The sequence below is a fragment of the Paenibacillus sedimenti genome (genome assembly GCF_014534655.1).
Taxonomy (GTDB): domain Bacteria; phylum Bacillota; class Bacilli; order Paenibacillales; family NBRC-103111; genus Paenibacillus_E; species Paenibacillus_E sedimenti.
On the sequence record NZ_JACVVD010000010.1, the window covers coordinates 242,294 to 262,117 of the forward strand.

The window sequence follows — 19,824 nt, forward strand, 5'->3', positions numbered from 1 at the left end:
TGATTTCTTATTTATAATTATTATAATTTAATATTTATTTTATTTATATTGATAATGATTGTCAACACCTTTCTTTTACATATTCTCTGCCCGCTTAGCAAAAAATGGAGATGGAGGAAAAAGACTTTGATCACCGCAAGCTAGGAGGAAGCTTTTGTGAAATCAACCGAACAGGATTCGAACTCATCTACCCTAACGAACCGCCAAGGTCACCCTATCTCGGATAACCAAAATATCCGTACGATCGGCAACCGCGGACCATCCACCTTGGAGAACTATCACTTCATCGAGAAAATTTCGCATTTTGATCGCGAACGCATCCCGGAACGCGTCGTCCACGCGCGGGGCGCAGGCGCCCATGGCTACTTTGAAGCTTACGGCACTGTGGGAGGCGAACCTGTCTCCAAGTACACACGGGCCAAACTGTTTCAGGAAAAAGGAAAACGCACCCCCGTTTTCGTCCGTTTCTCGACCGTTGTGCACGGCGGGCATTCACCGGAGACGCTGCGCGATCCGCGTGGCTTTGCGACGAAATTTTACACCGAGGATGGCAACTGGGATCTCGTCGGGAACAATTTGAAAATATTTTTTATCCGCGATCCGCTCAAATTCCCTGATATGGTTCACGCTTTCCGGCCCGATCCGGTGACGAATCTGTCCAACCCTGAGAGGATGTTCGACTTCGTCTCCAACTCTCCGGAAGCCACGCATATGATTACATTTCTCTTCTCGCCTTGGGGTATCCCGGCCAACTACCGGCAAATGCAGGGCTCAGGGGTGAATACGTACAAATGGGTGAACAGCGGCGGTGAAGCCGTGCTCGTGAAATACCATTGGGAGCCAGTGAAGGTCGAAATTAAAAATTTGACTCAGGCCGAGGCTGAGCAGATTCAAGGCAAACATACGAGCCATGCAACGCAGGATTTGTACGAAGCAATTGAGCGCGGGGAGTATCCGGAGTGGGAGCTATGCGTGCAAATCATCAGTGACGATGAGCACACGGAGTTGGATTTTGATCCGCTGGATCCGACCAAGCTGTGGGATCATGAGAAGTTTCCTTTCTTGCCGGTGGGGAAAATGGTGCTGGACCGCAACCCGGAGAACTACTTCGCCGAAGTCGAGCAGGTTGCTTTTGGCACCGGCGTCTTAGTGGACGGCCTGGATTTCTCTGACGATAAACTGCTGCAAGGCCGTACGTTCTCTTACTCGGATACTCAGCGCTATCGCGTAGGCACAAACTACTTGCAGCTCCCGATCAATGCGCCCCGTACGCATGTCGCTACGAACCAGCGCGACGGACAAATGGCGTATCATGTAGACCGCGGTGCGGGTCAAAATCCGCATGTGAACTATGAGCCTTCATCGCTCGGCGGGTTGAAAGAAGCAGCGCCTTCCGGCAAGGAGCATGAACCCGCCTACAATGACAAGCTCGTGCGACAAAAAATCGACCGCACGAACGACTTCGGGCAGGCGGGAGATACGTACCGCAAGTTCGAGAATTGGGAGCGCGACGAGCTTATCGCGAATCTGGTGAATGCTTTGAAGGTGTGCCACCCGGTCATCCAGCGTAAAATGATCGAGCATTTCACCAACGCCGACGCCGACTACGGGCGGCGCGTGGCCGAGGGGCTCGCGAGCGCAGGCGGTCAAGCGGGGACGAGCGATTCCAATCGCGAGGGCGCTGCAGCAGCGGCTAAGTCCGGGCAGCGTACGGACGGGTATTGAAACGCAGCCGGAAGCGACGGATTCAAGCGCAAAAAAAGGCGGAACCCTTGGTGGATTCCGCTTTTTTGTGTCTGTAAGCACGAAAGACCGCGCTAACGCCACCATTTCACCTGCCACCCGCACTTTAATGCGGAAAAACCGACTTAAAACCACTAGCTACTTCTTTCTGGCGGCTTATTGCACCTGTAAGCCGGGGATTGCAGGGTGCTGCTCGATGGCGGCTATCGCCTCGAGCGGGTATTCTGAAAGCTCGTATTATTATAAGTTGAATTATAATGTAACCAGTATTACAATTCGTGATGTAGCCAGTATTACAATGACGGTAAGGAGGGAAAAATAGTGAGTGAGCCATTAACAACGAAAGATGAAACTGAGGTTCAAATTCAAAGTGTAACCTACACGTTATGGGGACTATTCTTGTATTTTCTTAAGTTAGGCACTTGGGGATTCGGGGGACCTGTTGCGTTAACTGGGTATATGTATCGAGACCTTGTTGAAAAACGCGGTTGGATTCCAGAAGCCGACTATAAGGATGGTTTAGCATTGGCACAGCTTGCTCCCGGTCCCTTGGCGGCTCAACTAGCGATTTATCTCGGGTACGTCCATTACCGTATTCTCGGAGCAACATTAGTGGGCATTGCTTTTGTTATTCCTTCATTTTTGATGGTCGTTGCTTTAGGTTGGGCATATGTTCGATTTGGCGGTATAACATGGATGCAGGCTGTATTTTATGCAGTAGGAGCCAGTGTTATTGGAATAATCGCGTTTAGTGCTTATAAACTAACCACCAAAACCATTGGCAAGGATTGGTTACTATGGACTATTTTCTTGATGGCAGGTGCAGTGACAGTAATTACAGAATCTGAGAGTGTTCTTTTGTTTCTTGGGGCAGGAATCATATACTGGTTGGTAAAACAACCACCGAAGAAATTGTGGAGAAAATCAAAACTTAATAGTTTTTCACCTTTTCCAGTTGTCACGGCAATTGGTGGCTTAGCGGTTTCCAGTAATGGTAATGATACTTTATGGAGCATCTTTACTTTCTTTACAAAAGCAGGAGCATTTGTATTTGGGAGTGGTCTTGCTATCGTACCTTTCCTTTATAGTGGTGTGGTAAAAGAGTATGGTTGGCTAGATGCCCAACAATTCCTTGATGCAGTAGCAGTAGCAATGATTACTCCGGGACCTGTAGTAATAACAACCGGATTTATTGGTTATTTGGTAGCCGGGTTTCCGGGTGCTAGTGTTGCCGCTATTGCTACCTTCCTCCCCTGTTACCTACTGACCATCATTCCTGCTCCGTTTTTTAAGAAGTACGGCAAACTACCCGGAATCAATGCTTTTGTTAATGGGGTAACAGCGGCGGCAACAGGTGCCATAAGCGGTGCAGTTATTGTACTTGGTCAAAGATCGATTATCGATATTCCTACAGCTTTGCTTGCCCTAATAACTCTTGTATTATTATGGAAGAACAAAAAGGTTTCAGAACCCGTTATTATCCTTGTATCAGCTATTATTGGATTATTTTTATACCCTATGATGCATTAATTAGGCGGTGAAATTAGTGCAGAACTGGTTACATTTATTGTATAAACTTCCTCGTAATCCGAGTAAAACCCGTGTTTACGTATGGCGAAAACTTAAGCGTATAGGTGCTATTCTCCTGCATGAATCCGTTTGGTGCCTTCCTTGTACACCAAAAACAAAAGAACAATTCCAATGGATTGTACTGGAAATACAAGAACTTGGCGGAGAAGCTTCGCTTTGGGAATCACATCTTGTATTAGGAGGACAGGACGAAACCATTATAAAAGAGTTCACTGAACAAGTGGACCAAGAGTATATTGCAATCATTGACGAACTGAAAAGGGTACAATATGACCTTGTTTCATTAACTAAAAAATATCATCAGGTTAAATCACAAGATTATTTTCAATCTGAACTAGGGAAACGTGTATTGGAGGAACTGCAAGGTGCTAGAGGGAGGGACCAATAATGAGTTGGGTTACTTGGGAAAATGTTGGTGTAGATAGGATGGCATGTGCTTGGCTGATTAGAAAATGTATTGATTCGGATGCGGAATTTTTATTTATACCTGTAGGTCATAAGCCCTTACCCGAGGGGGCTGAACCGTTTGATTTACCGGGAGTTCGACTTACCCATCGTAGAGGTCATTGTACATTCCATACCATGCTAAAAGAATTTGAAATTAAAGACCCCGTTTTGGAACGTATCGCACGGATTGTAGATGAAGCAGATACAGTTCAGGAAGCATTTTTAGAACCTGTAGCACCGGGTTTAGATTTTATTTGTGATGGAATCCGAATGACCTCCCCCGATGATTTAACTGCTTTAGATAGAGGCGGGTTGATTTTTGAAGGTTTATATTCACGAATATCCTCGGAAAAAGTGCAATAAAAAAGAACCGACTACATCGGTTCATTAGAGCAAGCACTATTCCTTCGGACACATATAGTCGTAACCTGGGTTCAAGATGAATCGGAAACGGGACCTTTTCAAAAATAGTTCTCCATCATTTTATTTAAATAAATTCGAAAGTCTTCAACATACGTTTTGGGCTCTACGATTATTAGATTTGTGCCGAAGCTTGCTAAAAATTGAAATCCCGTACTGTTTTGAGGGACATAAATTGTTGCTAATAAATATTCCGAATTATAGTTTTCAATACTCTTTCGACCGTACCTTTCAATGAATTGATCTTTTATGCTAGGCGAAATCAATGCCTTAATAGCGACTAGTTGCGGTTGATAACTCGCTTCGCGTTCTTGCTCTAATAAATATTCTCTAGGGTTAAATGTTTTTTCATCCATATTCAGATTATCGATCCGAGATAATTTAAACGTTCTATACCTCGTACGATGTAAACAGAATCCTTTCAGATACCAACTCGTTTCGCTAAAATGAAGTTGATACGGCTCGACGATTCTATTCGTCGTAGTGCCATTTTTATCTATATAATCAAATGAAACTAACCTTCTCTTTAATATTGATTCTTGACATTTCTTCAAGGTTTGAAAAATCTCAGACCGACCCTCCCAATCATAAAATGACATTAGAATTGAACTATTCAGAGACAATGGGCTAACCATTGCTTCTATTTTTTTTATTGTCATTTCAACTTCTTCGCTAATTAGAATTTGTTCCAATCCGCCGAGCGCAGTTAATATATTCTCTAAGTCGGAGCTGCTCAAAAGACGTTTATCAACCTTGTATTCATCCATAATACCGTAGCCGCCATTAACTCCATTGATAGAATAGATCGGGATGTTTGATAAGCTCAGTGTTTCCATATCGCGAAGAATAGTTCTTTTGGAAACGTTAAATAATTGCGCGAATTCTGTTGTTGAAACGACATCTTTTTTCAGCAATATCATTATGATAGAAATTAGTCTCTCAACCTTGTCCATATTTCCCCCTCTTTTTTCTCTACTTAATCCAAGAAAGGTGACATACAGCTGTCACCTTTTATAAATTATACTATATTTATCACAAGAAGGAGGTATTGCCTTATGTCAGCTATTGCATATTTAAACTTTGATGGAATTGCAGAACAAGTGATTGAATTTTATTCGGAGGCCTTACATGCAAATGAAGTAAAAAAAGTTAAATTCAAGGATTTTCCACAAGATCCAAACTATCCACTGCCAGAAAATGAGTTAACTATGATCATGGAGTCTTCAATGGAATTCGCAGGCGGGAAAATAATGATGTCGGATCTTTTGCCTTCCATGAAGATGGTAACAGGTGAGTTGGTGAAAGGAAATAATGTATTGATTAGTCTAGTCATCGACGATAAACAAAAACTGGAAGAATACTTTAATAATTTGTCTGTTGGCGGTAATGTTTTGATGCCGTTATCCAACACTCCTTGGTCTTCGTGCTTTGGAATGTTAGTTGATAAGTTTGGGGTTTCCTGGAAATTTAATAGTGACGCAAATAAGTTTCTTGATAAAGTCATTTCCGATAAACGGTAACCCGTTTTAAAAAATGGTCTTGCAATTGAAGACCATTTTTTTTATGTACCTTTTGTCCTAAAAGATTTTAGAAGGGATATTATTTTATCTATGGAAACTGAAAATCTGATTCCGACAAAATTAAGAGAAGATCTGAGGACTTGGCTGCAGGAAAATTGTAAGACTGAGAAGTCTTGCTGGATATTGGTTAGTATGACGCCCACCCCTAATATATTGTTATATTTGGACGCGGTCGAGGAAGCTTTGTGCTTCGGATGGATCGATGGAGTCAAAAAGAAAATTTCTGAAACGGAGCTGGCTCAGAGGCTGTCTCCTAGAAGTAAAACAAGTTCATGGACTGAATTAAATAAAGAACGTGTCCGCCGCCTCGAAAAGTTGGGGTTAATGAGAGACGAAGGAAGAATGGTTCTTCCTGATATGGATCACAATTCTTTTAGAATTGATGAAGTTATAGAGCAAAGGCTAAAAGAGGAAAAGCAAGTATACGACAATTTCATGTCATTTCCAGATCTCTATAAAAGAGTTCGAATCGACACGATACAAAGCAATAAGAATCAGCCAGAATTGTTTAGGAGCAGATTAGACAAATTCATAACAAACACTAGAGAAAACAAAATGTACGGTCAATGGAATGATAACGGACGTCTACTAGATTATTAAGATGCTCTGCTGGACAAGTTTACAAGTGGCCAGTAGTTTCCTTGATACATCAGGGGTTCGGTTTTACGAAGTCTTCTCTCCGTAAAAGCCAAAACAAAAAGCGCTGCCAGCGCGCCTGAGAGAATCAAACGTTCTCTCCAGACACGCCGCAGCGCCCAACACATCTAGGCTGTCCCGAAGGTGACGCCCAGCTCCCGCAGCCGCTTGCGGTACGCGATGCTCAAGCGGTCGCACTTCAAATGCAGCTCCGCTTGCAGGTCCAGCGGCAGCAGCTCCGGCTTCTGGTTTTCGACCATTTCCCGGTCCTGCTCGATGAGCCGGTCCTGGAATGCCACGAAAACCTCGTCCGCCTCATCCAGCGCATAGTTGCGCTGTTTCAGCATAAAAGCTTTACTGTGCTTTTCGGTCTCCGGCAGCACCATCAAAAACAACCGGAAGATGTGATCCGTCGCATCGTCCCGTTTGGTGAAAGCCACGCACAGCGGGCTGAACACCTCGTACACGTACCGGCTATGTATGCCGCGTCCCGTGCCGTCAGCATCGGGTTGGTACACGACGATTTCGTCCGACCTCAGCACGCCGTCTACTTCGTGCACGTGATAATCCGCGATTTCCGCGAATTCACTATCGCCCAGCAGCCCCTCATGGACGAACATGAGGTGGGATACATCGAGGAAATTCTCAATAATGCGGGGGCCTGCAGCCTCTAACGCGTACGGTCCCATGAACACTTCCTTGAAACCGTCTTGAATATGCCGGCTAACTACAGGCAGTAGACTTACAGGTTCGCCTAAGCATACCCAAATCAGGCCATGCACCTCCACGCACGAATACGCGATTGCTTTCGCCTTGGACGGTATCGCCTGACCCGCAGGCAGCGAGGGGATTCGCGTACAGGCTCCGCAGCTATTATACGACCAGCCATGGTACGCGCACACCAGTTCGTCGCCGGCCACTTTGCCCAGCGATAACGGTACGCCCCGGTGTATGCATAGATCCTTGAAAGCGTGGACGCCTTGCGCCGTACGGAACACGACGACTTTTTCATCAAGAACCCGAACTGCAATCGGCCGCTCCGTCAAGGCTGACGACAACAACACCGGATGCCATTCGTCAAGTAAAGCTGTATCAAGGCGGATCGTTGTCATCGTCTGCACGTCCCTTCGCTCTTATTTGGGAATGACACCTTTAATGCCCTTAACAAACCAGGTCGTGCCTAAAATCTCTTCGTCCGTCATCTTTTTCCCCTGCTCAAAGCGAACCTTGCCGTCTTGATCTACGATCGGACCTTGGAATACCTCAAATTTGCCGTCCAGGATCTCTTGTTTTTTCTTCAGAACCATATCTTTCACGTCTTGCGGCACGTTTTTGCCTAATGGAGCGATATCGGTAATGCCTTCTTTCATGCTGCCAAAATAAGCTTCAGATTTCCATGTACCATCCATAACGCTTTTCACAGTCTTCACGTAGTACGGTCCCCAGTTCCATTTCGGATTGGAAATGTACGTCTCCGGAGCAAAACGGCTCATATCGGAGTCGTTCCCGATCCCCCATACGCCTCGCTCGGCGGCCGCTTGAATGCTTGCAGGCGAATCCTGATAAGCAGCCAGAACGTCCACGCCTTTATCGAGCAATGAAATGGCCGCTTGCTTTTCCGTGGCCGGATCGAACCAGGTGTTGCTCCAAACAACCGCTACGTCAATATTCGGATTTGTACTTTGTGCGCCAAGAGTGAATGCATTAATGGTATAAATCACCTCAGGAATCGGGAACGCGCCGACATAACCGATATGATTGTTTTTCGTCATTTTACCTGCAGCCATGCCGACGAGATAGGCGCTTTGGTATTCACGGCCCATGTAAGTACCCATGTTCGGCAGTGTTTTGTAGCCGGTTGCGTGCAGGAATTTTACGTTAGGGTGCTTTTGAGCCACTTTATACATAGGGTCCATGTAACCGAAAGAGGTGCCGAAAATAATATCGTTCGATTGTGCCAGTTCTTCAAAAACACGCTCCGCATCCGGACCTTCAGGAATATTTTCAACCGTTGTCGCTTTGATGCCTAACTCTTTTTCGACCATGAGACGCCCCTGATCGTGCTCATAAGTCCAGCCCCCGTCGCCGGGTACGCCGATGTACACGAATGCGACTTTAGGCAGTTTTTTCTCCGCCTGAGGTGCAGTTGTTGCAGCCGATGCCGATGCGCTAGGTGCCGCCGTCCCCGTACTGCCGGTCGTCGCCGATTGCTGAGAACAAGCCGTCACAATCATAAGCATAAGTGATGCGAAAATAAGCGTGATTTTCTTCATATGGTTTCTACCCCTCTCTTTTTATCGACAACCCGCATTTTTCTACTGCCCGGAAAATACCCTCATAGCCGGTACAGCGGCATATATTGCCGCAAAGCGCTTCTTCCGCCTCCGCTCTGGTCGGACACGGATTTTGTTCCCACAAGGCCGTCAGACTGACGACCATGCCCGCCGTGCAGTAACCGCACTGCAGCCCTCCTTCCTCTAGCATCGCTTTTTGGACGGGATGCAACTCTTCTCCAGCTGAAATGCCCTCGATCGTGACCAAACTCTTCCCTGCTGCCTGATAGGCCATGAGCAGACAGGAATTGACCGGTTTGCCGTCGAGAAGCACCATGCAGGCGCCGCAGCGTCCGATTCCACATGACACTTTCGTCCCTGTTAGCTGCAAATCGTCGCGTAATATATCAGACATCCGTTTGGATGCCGGGACCGGTATCGCCATGTCTTTGCCGTTAATCGAGCATTCGAGTACATACGTCGTGTTAATCAATGGCTTTCCACCCCTTCTAACCAGTCGATGGACTGCACGATGTCTTCCGGCGAAATAGGGAGACGGCTCACCCAGATGCCGGTTGCATGTTTGACCGCTGCGGTAATGGCCGGAGCCAACCCTACCGAACCGATTTCCCCAACGCCTCGGGGGCCAAAAGTATCCCCTTCCGGCAACTCCTCAATCGCCTCTACGCGGATCGTTTGCGGACTGTCCTTAAAGGTCGGCACGAGATACGTGTCCAAATTATGCCGGAGATAGCTGCTTTCCTTCATGACTGCATCTTCCGTCAATGTATAACCAAGCGCCATCACGCTGCCGCCTTCGATTTGCCCGAGGAAGCCCATCGGATTAATGACGGGTCCCGCCGCAATAACGTGATCGGTTTGCAGCACTTTCACTCGGCCTGTAAGCATGTTCACCTCGACCTCGGCAATGACGGAAGCGTAAGAATATAAATAATGAGCGCCGACCATGCCTTCCGGCGTCGTCGGATAATCGAATTCGACGCGCGCGCTGATCGGCTGGGAAGCCGCTTCAGCGGCTGCGGCGAGCTGCTCGTAGGTGATGACCAACTTTGCGTCACCCTCACGCCGGTGAATGCCGCCGGCACCGGTGACCAGCTCGTCAGCCGGGATGCCGCTGAGCTGAGACGCACGCTCCAACAGCGCCTTCACGAACGGCGGCTTCAGCTTTTGCAGCGCGCGCCACATCATCGTCGTGGCGCGCGAGGCTGTGCTGGATCCGCTGACCGGCACGCGGTCCGTATCGCCGATGACGATGCGGATGTCCGCTGCGGTGCAGCCAAAAAAATCCTGCAGCATCAAAGTTAATGCTGCATTCAAGCCCTGGCCGAACTCCTCGAAACCGAAGGAGGCCTGGATTTTGCCATCGGCGGTGAGGCAGATCGCGCCGCCCGAGTGATCAGGGATGCCGAAGCCGAGCCCGGCGCCATGCATGACAATCGCTGCGCCGACACCACGGCGGATCCACGGTTCTTCGCACTGCCACGTTTTCCCGCGCTTCGCCCAAAGCGGCGATTCCATCACTTTGCTCCATACCTGCTCCGCCCCGTCGGTGGCTACGATGAGCTGTCCCATCGGCCCGGGATCGCCCGGTGCGCGCATGTTCAGCTTGCGGAATGTCCAGGAATCCATGCCCAGCTTATCCGCCAAGCGTTCGATCTGGCTTTCTACCGCAAAAATCACCTGATTGCCGCCAAATCCCCGGAACTCTCCGGAAACTCCGTTATTCGTATATACACTCGTACCTTGTACATCCACGTTAGGAATGGCATAAGGTCCGACCGCATGCTCAGTTGCGAAATTCAGCACCTCGCACCCGAGCGTCGCGTAAGCGCCTGTATCTGCGAGTATTCGAACCTGATGCGCGATGATGCGGCCTTCGGCATCAATCCCCGTCTTCATCGTAATGCGCATCGGATGCCGCTTAATGCCGGCGATGACGGACTCACGGCGCGAGTTATGCATCTTGATGGGCAATCCTGTCGCAAGCGCCAACAGCGCTCCGAAAGGCTGCACGTTAAGCTCATCCTTCCCGCCGAACGATCCGCCGATCGGGCTGGATACGACGCGAATCTGTTCCTCCGGGATCGCCAGGATGCGCGAAAGCTGCATGCGATCCTTGTACCCATGCTGAGTAGGCGAGTAGACCGTCAGTCTGCCGTCCTCCTCGGGGATGAACAGGCCGCCCTCCGTCTCCATATACGTATGCATCTGTCGCGGAGTCGTATATGTCTCCTCTACGATGTGGGCACATTGTGCGAACGCCTTCTCCGCATCGCCATGCTGAATGCTGGTGCTATGCAGCAGATTGCCTTCGGGATGCAGCTTGATCGTACCCTCGTCGAGCGCGGTCGCCGGATCGTCCACGACCGGCAGCGGCTCATAGACGACCTCGATCAACCCGAGCGCATACTCGGCGATCTCCTCGGTGTCCGCCGCTACCGCCGCCACTGCATCGCCGACATATCTGACGCGGTTGCTGCATAACACAGGCTGATGCGGGAAGGCGATGCCGAATAAATTCATGCCCGGCACATCCTCAGCCGTCAATACGGCACGCACGCCGGGAACCTGTCTTGCTTTGCCGGTATCGATCGAAAGCACCCACGCGTGCGGGTAACGGCTGCGCAGCACCTTGCCATGCAGCATGCCGGCCATGGTTAAGTCCGTTAAATATTTCAATTTGCCGTTTACTTTGTCTTCCCCGTCAGGCCTTACGATCCATTTCTTCGCATAGGTTTCACGGTTGACTAACATCGGAACCGCCTCCCTTGCGCCAAGCTTTATACAATTCCGAGACGATCAAATTCGCCGCTGTTTGTTTGCGGTAGGGAACTCCTGCGTAGTCATCAGCAACGGCGTTAAACTGCTCAAGAATGCCGGCGTGCAGCGATTGCAGCAGCGGCTTCGTTAGAGCCTGCCCGGTTACGGCAGCCTCCAGCTCTTCGAATCTCGCCGGGATGGCGTTTCCCCCGCCGGCAGCAATCGCTAGAGCGCGGATCGTGCCATCCTCGCTGAGCGACAGTCGGCCGGCCACGGTTACCACCGAAGGCGTAAACGCCTCCCGGCGCCCCACCTTCAGGTAAAACTCGGCGGCCGCTTCCCCGGACGGAGAGATGACAATCGCCGTCATCACCTCATTGGGGGCTGGACCCGTGACCAGCCACTTGGCTAACGGCAACGTACGCTCCGCGTTGCCGCCAGAGCAGCTCACCTGCGCTCCTAAAACGAGCAGCGCCGGTATCAAGTCTCCCGTGCGGGTCATCACATTGCCTCCTATGGAGGCCAAATTCCGCACGGAAGGGGCAGCAATCTCTGCGCAAGCCCGAAGCAGCAGCCCGCATGTTGCCCCGGCAAGCGGATTTGTCATTAAATCCGATAAAGGAAGCGCCGGACCTATATGGATATTTCCGATCGAATCGACGGTTAATGCCGAAAGGGAAGGAATCCGCCCTAAGCTGATCAGGTGATCCGGCATCGGCGACAGACCGCTTTCCCAACGGGTGCGCAGCCAGGTCCCCCCTGCAACAAGTGCCGCTCTGTCTCCCCATTTATGTTTCAACAACAATGCTTCTTCCACACTTGCAGGCAGCCATACCGAAGGCTGCTGCTGAGGCAGCTGATGCATAGGAACCGACATGGACAACCCTCCTAAGAGTTCTTAAGCATAAGTTTATAGACATTCGAACTGTAAATTAGATCTACTATAATCAAAATTCAAAATTAACGTCAACTAACCTTACACAATATTGTTTTTTTGTATAAAAAAACAGCACACTATTAGTAATAATGCACTTTTCGCTTCTAATATGTTATTTTAGTTTACATCATTTTGTTCCTAAAGACCTTTTTTGCCTGCTCAAAACATTTAGGAGTGTCTACGTCCATGAAATGCAACTCATTACTCTCCTGAATGACACGTCCCCGGAACTTAGGCATGCGGAATAATAAGCGCGCTCCGGCATCCCCTTCCAATGCAAGCGCATCGGACCACATGCTGCGTCCCAGGACGACAGGAGGCTTAGGTGTTCCCGCATCACCACTGGCGATATAATCAAAATCTGCACCTTGACGAAACGCTTCCACAAGTCCGGTTAGCATGCCATCCGTTACAAACGGCTGATCCGCCAGCATCACAAGGATGCTATCTGCACCTAGCGCTTCCGCCGCCTGAATGCCTGTGCGAAGCGACAGTGCCATACCAAGCTTCGCATCCCGGCAAACCGCAATCCTGCATCTACCCGAAAGCAGGTGGGGATAAGCTTCCTCGGGCAGCCAATCTAATGCATGGCCATCTTTCGCAACGATTACGATATAGTCCAGATCCGAGCGCAGTGCTTGCAGCAGAGCAATGCCACCCAGTCGAACCCCGTCAGCCAGCTCAAGGGATAGCTTCGCCATCCCCATTCGTTTGCTGCTGCCCGCCGCCAAGTAAACGCCGACCAGACCGGTTTGCCTGGACTTTTTTGACTTTACCGACTCTATTGACCGTATCCAATCATTTGATTTCATCATTTCAAACGGTTCCATCACATTCACCAACTGCCCAAGCCATGTATATCTCTGCGCTTTGCAACGGAACATAGCTCTTCACGTTCAAGCGTACCACGGCGAATGGCAATTAATTGCGCTACGATACTGACCGCATTTTCAAACGGACCTTCCGAGCCGATACGGAGCCCGACCGGATAATGCAGCCATTCCGGACGATCCAGCCCATCCAGCATCCGCTCGGTTCTTTCCCTAGATCCCATAATACCGAGATAGTATAGGGAGGACTGCATCACACCTTGAACAAAATCCATGTCCTTTTGATATTGATGGCTCATAACCACAACATAATCTCGTTCCGTCAATTTAAGCAGACTAATCAGCTGTTCCGGAAACCCCACTTCGATCTCCGCCCCAGGAAATCGTTCCAGCGTACACATAGATTCCCGCCAATCCGCGACCACCACGCGAAATCCCGCGCTGATGGCCAGCTGTACGAGTGGAATTGCATCCTGATTCGCACCAAAAACAACGACTCTCGGTTTCGGCATAAAAAGCGAAGTATATGTGGATAAGTCAGTCCGGCGATCGGATGGAGTCCTACCGGAGACAGCGCGCCAATCATAATCGATTGTCGCATATGAATCTGAGAACGTGCGGGTCAGCTCCATCTCTTCTCCACAATCGACTCTTGCCTTAATCGCCAGCAAGCTCACTAGCAGCGCACCCGTTACCGGCTCCAGCAAAATACGGAGCAGTCCGCCGCAGCCTATCGATTCTCCCCAGCCAAAATCATCAGCAGGTCTCATATCGTATTCCACCATTTGCGGCTTTCCGGACTCCCATACGGCTGACCTGTATTCCGTTAAATCCGCCTCCAAGCATCCAGGACTTATACTCCCCACCGAACTGCCATCCTCCATGAAGAGCATGACGGCCCCCTGCTTGCGATAAGCGTGACCTTCCACATGAATGACCGTCGCTAAAACCGCTTGCCGAACGCCATTTTCCACCGCCGTCAACATGTCATAAGACTCCATCACTTATCGCACCTCGCTTAATGTAATTTTGGGGCTGAATTTACCAACCGATCGCCAGGCCGTCTCCACGCGGATCAGCGGCCCCGCTCATGACACCTCTGTCATCAATAACGATGCCCTGCGCCTGCCCCATGATGCCATCCCAGCTATTCACCGGCTCAACGCGATGACCCCACTTCGTCAAACGGGCGTACACTTCCGCATCCAAACGATGTTCCAGCTTGAGCGCATCGCCATCCTCGCCCCAAGTGCGTCCGTACACCCAACGGGGAAGCGAAATCGCCTCCTGAATCGAAAGACCGTAATCCAATACGCCCGTCATGATGGATAATTGCGTTTGGGGTTGACCCTCTCCGCCTTGCGTGCCGAACAGCATGTAGGGCTTGCCCTCTTTGGCTATCATGGCCGGAATTAAGGTATGGAACGACCTTTTGCCCGGTTCGAGCACATTGGCACACGCCGGATCCAGCGAGAAAAAGGAGCCTCTATTTTGCATAATCACTCCCGTATCGCCTGCGACATAAGCAGCGCCAAAGTCAAAATACAAGCTTTGAATAAACGAAACCGCGTTCCCCTCTTCATCCACAACCGCCGCATAAGCCGTATCCTGACCGATCGCCGGAGATAAGTGCGGGCTCGCCTTCAAAGGCTCCGCCTGAATTTCATCCCACAGCTGCTTTGCATACTCCTTAGATAGGAGACGATCCAGCGGTATTTCCCGAAAACGGGGATCGGTCAAATAACGATCGCGATCCCGGAACGCCTTTTTAATGACTTCAGACATGATATGATAAAAATTCGCCGAAGCTCTTGGCACAGCGCTTACTTCGATATTTTCCAGCATATTCATCATCATTAGCGCCGTGAACCCTTGCGAGTTCGGCGGCATCTGATAAATTTCGTACCCACGATATGTCGTGGACAACGGCTTTACCCATTCGCCTTCATAATTGCGGAAATCGTCTTCCTGCAGCAGCCCGCCGTCACGCTGAACGCTGTCTACGATAGCCCGCATCACGGAACCATTGTAAAAGGCCTCTCTGCCCCCTTGCTGAATGATGCGCAGCGTCTGAGCCATTTCTTTTTGAACGAGTCGCGCGCCTTCTTTAAGAAGCTCTCCATCCGGCATGTATAAAGCGCTGAGCTGCTCGGAAGCCCTGATGAACGCTTCATCCTTACGCATCCAAAAAGCCAAATTGCGGGAAATCGGGAACCCGTTCTCTGCATAAGCAATCGCCGGATCGAGCAATTTCTCCCAAGGCAGCTTGCCGTATTTCTCCCAAACCTGCCACCAGGTATCCACCATACCCGGGACTGTAATGGCGCTTAAAACGCCTCTTTGCGGGATGGCCTCCATCCCTTTTTCTTTATAATATTCAGGCGTAGCCTGCGCTGCAGACTTTCCGCTTCCGTTGAATCCAGTGAACGTCCCCGTTGCCGGATGATGCATCAGAAAGAAGGCGTCCCCGCCAAGCCCCGTCATGTGCGGGTACACAACGCCCAGCGCAGCGCTGATCGCGATCGCGGCATCAAAGGCATTACCGCCCTGCTGCAAAATCGCGCTCCCAACACTGCTGGCCAAATAATGAGGCGTAGCAATCATTGCTCGTTCCGCACGCGGCATGATGTTCAGCATGGCAGTTCCTCTCCTTTTCGAGCATAAAATGCAAGTGCCGCCTGAAGCGCTTTACCGGCCGAAATGTCGACGCCATGCCATAGCAGCACAGCCTCCAAGGCGCCGAGCACATGCAGCACGTTTTTCTGATTGCAGCTGAAGCCCATGGTGCCGATGCGCCAGATTTGGCCTTTAAGCGGTCCGAACGAACTGGCGATCTCGATGCCGAAGCTGTTCAGCAGCATAGCGCGAACCGACTCGCCGTCTACGCCGTTCGGGATGCGGATACAGGTCACAACAGGCAGCTTGCAATCAGGGTCGCCGTAAAGCGACAGGCCCATCGCGCACAAACCTGCGACCAAAGCCGCTTCATGACGCCGATGCCGGGCAAACCGCTCCTCCAAACGTTCCTGCAGCACGATTCTGAGTCCTTCGCGCAGCGCATACAGCATTGAAGTCGCTTCCGTATGATGATTGAGCCGCTTCGGACTCCAGTAGTCCTGCAGCTGGCCTAGATCAAAATAATTGCTCGCGACGGTCTTACCTGGCTTAGCCTCAGCACCTTTCTCGCGCAGTCCGCGCTCAATCGTTTTACGGCGCAGCACCTTCGCCTCGACGCGCTCGTTATACGTGATCGGCGCCATGCCGGAAGGCACGGACAGGCACTTCTGCGTGCCGCCGATGACGGCGTCGAGCTGCCAAGCGTCCGTCTCAACGGCAACGCCACCGATTGTGGCGACCGCATCGACGACAAGCAGCGCATCTGTTTCACGGCACGCAGCGCCGATGCCATCGAACGGCTGAATGCAGCCCGTCGACGTTTCGCCGTGCACCATCGCTACGATCTGCGGCTTATCGCGATGAATCGCTTCGATGATTTCCTCGGGATCGAAGACGGCTCCCCAATCCCGCTCCAGCATGATAACTTCCGCACCGCAACGCTCGGAGATTTCTACCAGCAAGTTGCCGAAGCGTCCATATATCGGCACGAGCACCTTGTCCCCAGGCTCTATAACACTGACCAGAACCGCTTCAATACCTGAACGCGAAGTGCCGTCTATCGGGAAGCACCATTGATTTTTCGTTTGAAACAAGTCCCGGAGCATTTCCATCGTTTCATTCATCAGCTCCGTGAACTCCGGATCGAATTGCCCGAGAATCGGATAAGACATCGCGCGCAGCACCCGTGGATCTACCTCTACAGGTCCCGGGGTCATGATTGTGCGCAGCGACGGCGACAGGTCTCTATAAGATTTCATCCGCTTTACCCCCATAACCGTATTGATACAACAATTGAACCAGCGTTTGAAATCCTGCCGCAAGATCCTCTGCGGACGTAAGCTCTTCGGGATTATGGCTAAGCCCGCCACGGCTCGGAACAAAGATAAGCGCTGTCGGGCATACCGCCCCAAACAACTGCGCATCATGCCCGGCACCGCTAGGCAGCTTCATGCCCTTGAACCCCTGATCCTGACATATGCTTTCAATCTCTGCCGAAATGCCGCTATGCATAACCACGGGCGATACGCTCAAATGTTCAACCGATTGTATATCAAGCTCTCTTCGCATCGCGATTTCTTCGAGCTTTGTAAGCAAATTTGTACAGAATGTCTGCAGTTTCGACTCGTCCGTATGACGAATGTCCAATGTAAACTCAACTTCCCCAGGCACCACGTTCGAGGTCCCCTGTTTAACTTCGAGTTTCCCGACCGTTGCTACAAGTGGATCGCCTTCTTCCAGCGCCAACTTCTCAGTCAAAGCAACCATCTCCGCCGCACCCGCAAGCGCGTCGCGCCGCATCGTCATCGGTGTAGTTCCCGCATGATTCGCCTTACCAAGGACACGGACGGTTAGTCTCTTTTGTCCGACTATGGCCGTAACGATGCCAATCTGTTTGCCGTTGTATTCAAGTACAGAACCTTGTTCGATATGAATTTCGATATAGGCGCCTAAATCATTGCGACTTGCCGAATCTCCTTGACCGCCGGTAAAACCGGCACGCTGCATGGCATCAAGCAGTGTAATCCCTTCCCGGTCTGCGATCGTAGCTGCCGCCTCCATCTGATGGACTCCGGTCACATGCCCGGACCCCCAGAACGTGAGCGGAAAGCGGCTTCCCTCTTCTTCGCAAAAGGACACCACTTCCAGCGTCCGCTTAGGCGCGCCGAATGCAGCCTTCAAATACCCTAAAGCCAGCATACTGGCGATAACGCCGTATGCGCCGTCATATTTGCCGCCGTTTTTAACCGTATCTATATGTGAGCCTGTTAAGACAGGCTTCAATTCCGGATTGATCCCTTGAAGCTTGCCATACAAATTGCCTACAGCGTCATACTTAGGCTCCAAACCCAGCTCCTGCATAATTGCTGCCAAAGCTTGCTGCGCCTGCAGCCACGCATCGGTATATAGCAAGCGGGTAACCCCGCCTTCCGGGTCAGCGCCAAAGGTTGCTAGCCATTCCAGCACTTCAGGTACCCGCTTTGTAAATTGTGCAAGCATATCGTGCGGGCCCGAAGCTATCCTACTCATGGGATTCGCCTCCAATAGCCGAGGCTGCAGCGATGGCGGAGTATACCAAAGCCGTATCCGCATGGCGAACCCAACTCCCTTCCGCTTTCGCCGTAACCTCTTCGCCAATCTCATAAACCTTCGCACCGCGTACATACGTCGCCTTCACCCGGCAGCCGAATGTTTTGCCGATATAAGGACTGTGCTTGTGGCGGTACAGCAGGTCACTTTGCTCAAGCGTATAAGCCAGGTTCAGATCGACAAGAGCCAGATCGGCATCGGCGCCGAGGGTAATTTCGCCTTTGCGCGGATGTAAGCCAAATCGTTTAGCCGGCTCCAGCGACAGCATGCGGGCGATCTCCGTCAGCGGAATGCCTCTGCGCAGATGCCCCTCATCCAGCATAAGCTCGAGTGAGCTTTGCGCGCAGGAAATGCCGCCCCATGCCTCGAACATATCCCCCTGCTTCATCGTTGTCGGACACGGGGAGTGATCGGAGGCGATGATATTCAGCGCGCCTTCGGCCACTTTCGCCCAAAGTCGCTCCTGGTCTTCCGCGCTGCGCAGAGGCGGCGCGCATTTGGCCAGAGGCCCGAGCCTCTCCAAATCCGCCGATGTAAGCGCCAAGTAATGCGGGCACGTCTCCACAGTGACGTCCATCCCTCTCGCTTTTGCCTCCGTGATAACTTGCACCGCTTCCGCGCTGCTGATATGCACGAAGTGCAGCTTGCAGCCCGTCTGCTCCGCATAGAAGAGCGCACGGTTAACGGCTTCAAGCTCGGCCAGAATCGGTCTTGTCGCCACATAGTCCAGCGCCCCCCGCCTACCTTCCGTCTTCGCTTGCGCCGCCAGTCTGGACACGATCGCCTCGCTTTCCGCATGGAGCGCCAGCACTTTGCCCAGTCGGGCGATTTCCTTCATCCCTTCATATAAGGTCAGGTCGTCCACCTCAGCGAAAATATCTTCGCCCTCTCCGCCCGGACAAGACATGAACGCTTTGAAGCCGACTACACCAGCCTCCGCTAACCCCTGCAATTGTCCCACGTTTCCGGGTACCAATCCACCCCATAGCGCATAATCCACATAAGAGGCGCCCTCGGCCGCTTCCAATTTGCTCGCCAGCGCGCTAAGTCGAACCGTCGGCGGAACGCCGTTGAGCGGCATATCGATATAGGTCGTACAGCCGCCGGCAGCGAGCGACGCCGAACCTGTAGCGAACCCTTCCCAATGGCCAAGCGCCGGCTCATTGAAATGAACATGCGCATCGACCATCCCCGGCATCACGTGCAAATGTTCCGCATCATATATGGCTGTAAGTTCCGAGACTGTCAGGTTTTCGCCAAGCGCAGCAATTTTGCCGTCGCGAATGCCAATGTCCAACCGGCGTACGCAATCTGCGAGGACGACCGTGCCATTTTTGATAACCACGTCAAACGGTTTATTCACGAAAAACCCTCCCCGAACT

The 19,824-nt window shown here is 51.0% G+C and carries 18 protein-coding genes; 6 read left to right on the forward strand and 12 right to left on the reverse strand.

The window, feature by feature from the left end:
• Positions 1–156: 156 nt before the first annotated feature.
• The 4 genes from ICC18_RS24770 to ICC18_RS24785 all read left to right on the forward strand — a co-directional run bounded on the left by ICC18_RS24770 (position 157) and on the right by ICC18_RS24785 (position 4,143).
• Positions 157–1,725 carry a catalase gene (locus tag ICC18_RS24770; protein ID WP_188177119.1) on the forward strand — a complete coding sequence of 523 codons (1,569 nt, stop codon included), beginning with the start codon at positions 157–159 and terminating at the stop codon, positions 1,723–1,725.
• A 339-nt stretch (positions 1,726–2,064) separates the two neighbouring features.
• Positions 2,065–3,273, forward strand: a complete 1,209-nt coding sequence (locus tag ICC18_RS24775; RefSeq protein WP_312029599.1) for a chromate transporter — start codon at positions 2,065–2,067, stop codon at positions 3,271–3,273.
• Between the two features lie 16 nt (positions 3,274–3,289).
• Positions 3,290–3,721, forward strand: a complete 432-nt coding sequence (locus ICC18_RS24780; protein WP_188177120.1) for a Chromate resistance protein ChrB — start codon at positions 3,290–3,292, stop codon at positions 3,719–3,721.
• Complete coding sequence (locus tag ICC18_RS24785) at positions 3,721–4,143, forward strand: chromate resistance protein ChrB domain-containing protein (RefSeq protein ID WP_188177121.1); 423 nt, start codon at positions 3,721–3,723, stop codon at positions 4,141–4,143. Before ICC18_RS24780 ends, ICC18_RS24785 begins: the two co-directional genes overlap by 1 nt.
• Positions 4,144–4,241: 98 nt before the next feature.
• Here ICC18_RS24785 and ICC18_RS24790 read toward each other — a convergent pair whose 3' ends face one another.
• Positions 4,242–5,153 carry a helix-turn-helix transcriptional regulator gene (locus ICC18_RS24790; RefSeq protein ID WP_188177122.1) on the reverse strand — a complete coding sequence of 304 codons (912 nt, stop codon included), beginning with the start codon at positions 5,151–5,153 and terminating at the stop codon, positions 4,242–4,244.
• A 102-nt stretch (positions 5,154–5,255) separates the two neighbouring features.
• On the opposite strand from ICC18_RS24790, the gene ICC18_RS24795 reads away from it, so the two are divergent.
• Positions 5,256–5,720 carry a VOC family protein gene (locus ICC18_RS24795; RefSeq protein WP_188177123.1) on the forward strand — a complete coding sequence of 155 codons (465 nt, stop codon included), beginning with the start codon at positions 5,256–5,258 and terminating at the stop codon, positions 5,718–5,720.
• A gap of 90 nt (positions 5,721–5,810) precedes the next feature.
• A complete protein-coding gene (locus ICC18_RS24800) occupies positions 5,811–6,380 on the forward strand; it encodes a YdeI/OmpD-associated family protein (protein WP_188177124.1) in 570 nt (189 codons plus the stop codon).
• A gap of 164 nt (positions 6,381–6,544) precedes the next feature.
• Here the strand turns inward: ICC18_RS24800 and ICC18_RS24805 are convergent, their stop codons facing one another.
• From ICC18_RS24805 to ICC18_RS24855, 11 genes are all read right to left on the reverse strand, one after another.
• A complete protein-coding gene (locus ICC18_RS24805; RefSeq protein WP_188177166.1) occupies positions 6,545–7,528 on the reverse strand; it encodes a Rieske 2Fe-2S domain-containing protein in 984 nt (327 codons plus the stop codon).
• Between the two features lie 21 nt (positions 7,529–7,549).
• Positions 7,550–8,689 carry a BMP family ABC transporter substrate-binding protein gene (locus ICC18_RS24810; RefSeq protein ID WP_188177125.1) on the reverse strand — a complete coding sequence of 380 codons (1,140 nt, stop codon included), beginning with the start codon at positions 8,687–8,689 and terminating at the stop codon, positions 7,550–7,552.
• Between the two features lie 7 nt (positions 8,690–8,696).
• Positions 8,697–9,182, reverse strand: coding sequence for a (2Fe-2S)-binding protein (locus ICC18_RS24815; RefSeq protein ID WP_223192832.1), 486 nt, complete (start codon positions 9,180–9,182; stop codon positions 8,697–8,699).
• Entirely contained in the window at positions 9,179–11,464 is a 2,286-nt protein-coding gene (gene pucD / locus ICC18_RS24820; RefSeq protein WP_188177126.1) for a xanthine dehydrogenase subunit D, read from the reverse strand. Before pucD ends, ICC18_RS24815 begins: the two co-directional genes overlap by 4 nt.
• Positions 11,448–12,347 carry an FAD binding domain-containing protein gene (locus ICC18_RS24825; RefSeq protein WP_188177127.1) on the reverse strand — a complete coding sequence of 300 codons (900 nt, stop codon included), beginning with the start codon at positions 12,345–12,347 and terminating at the stop codon, positions 11,448–11,450. Before ICC18_RS24825 ends, pucD begins: the two co-directional genes overlap by 17 nt.
• Positions 12,348–12,529: 182 nt before the next feature.
• Positions 12,530–13,222 (reverse strand): nucleotidyltransferase family protein, encoded by a 693-nt coding sequence (locus ICC18_RS24830; protein ID WP_188177128.1) that lies wholly within the window; start codon positions 13,220–13,222, stop codon positions 12,530–12,532.
• Positions 13,223–13,242: 20 nt separating this feature from the next.
• A complete protein-coding gene (locus ICC18_RS24835) occupies positions 13,243–14,238 on the reverse strand; it encodes an XdhC family protein (protein WP_188177129.1) in 996 nt (331 codons plus the stop codon).
• Between the two features lie 40 nt (positions 14,239–14,278).
• The gene (ggt, locus tag ICC18_RS24840) at positions 14,279–15,874 is read right to left on the reverse strand and encodes a gamma-glutamyltransferase (RefSeq protein WP_188177130.1); all 1,596 of its coding nucleotides are present in this window, start codon (positions 15,872–15,874) and stop codon (positions 14,279–14,281) included.
• A complete protein-coding gene (locus tag ICC18_RS24845; protein WP_188177131.1) occupies positions 15,868–17,112 on the reverse strand; it encodes a (S)-ureidoglycine--glyoxylate transaminase in 1,245 nt (414 codons plus the stop codon). The genes ggt and ICC18_RS24845 overlap by 7 nt, the downstream gene beginning before the upstream one ends.
• The gene (gene allC, locus ICC18_RS24850; RefSeq protein ID WP_223192833.1) at positions 17,099–18,382 is read right to left on the reverse strand and encodes an allantoate deiminase; all 1,284 of its coding nucleotides are present in this window, start codon (positions 18,380–18,382) and stop codon (positions 17,099–17,101) included. The genes ICC18_RS24845 and allC overlap by 14 nt, the downstream gene beginning before the upstream one ends.
• On the reverse strand, positions 18,375–19,805 hold the full coding sequence (locus ICC18_RS24855) for an allantoinase (RefSeq protein ID WP_188177132.1): 1,431 nt from the start codon (positions 19,803–19,805) through the stop codon (positions 18,375–18,377). The genes allC and ICC18_RS24855 overlap by 8 nt, the downstream gene beginning before the upstream one ends.
• Positions 19,806–19,824 lie beyond the last annotated feature (19 nt).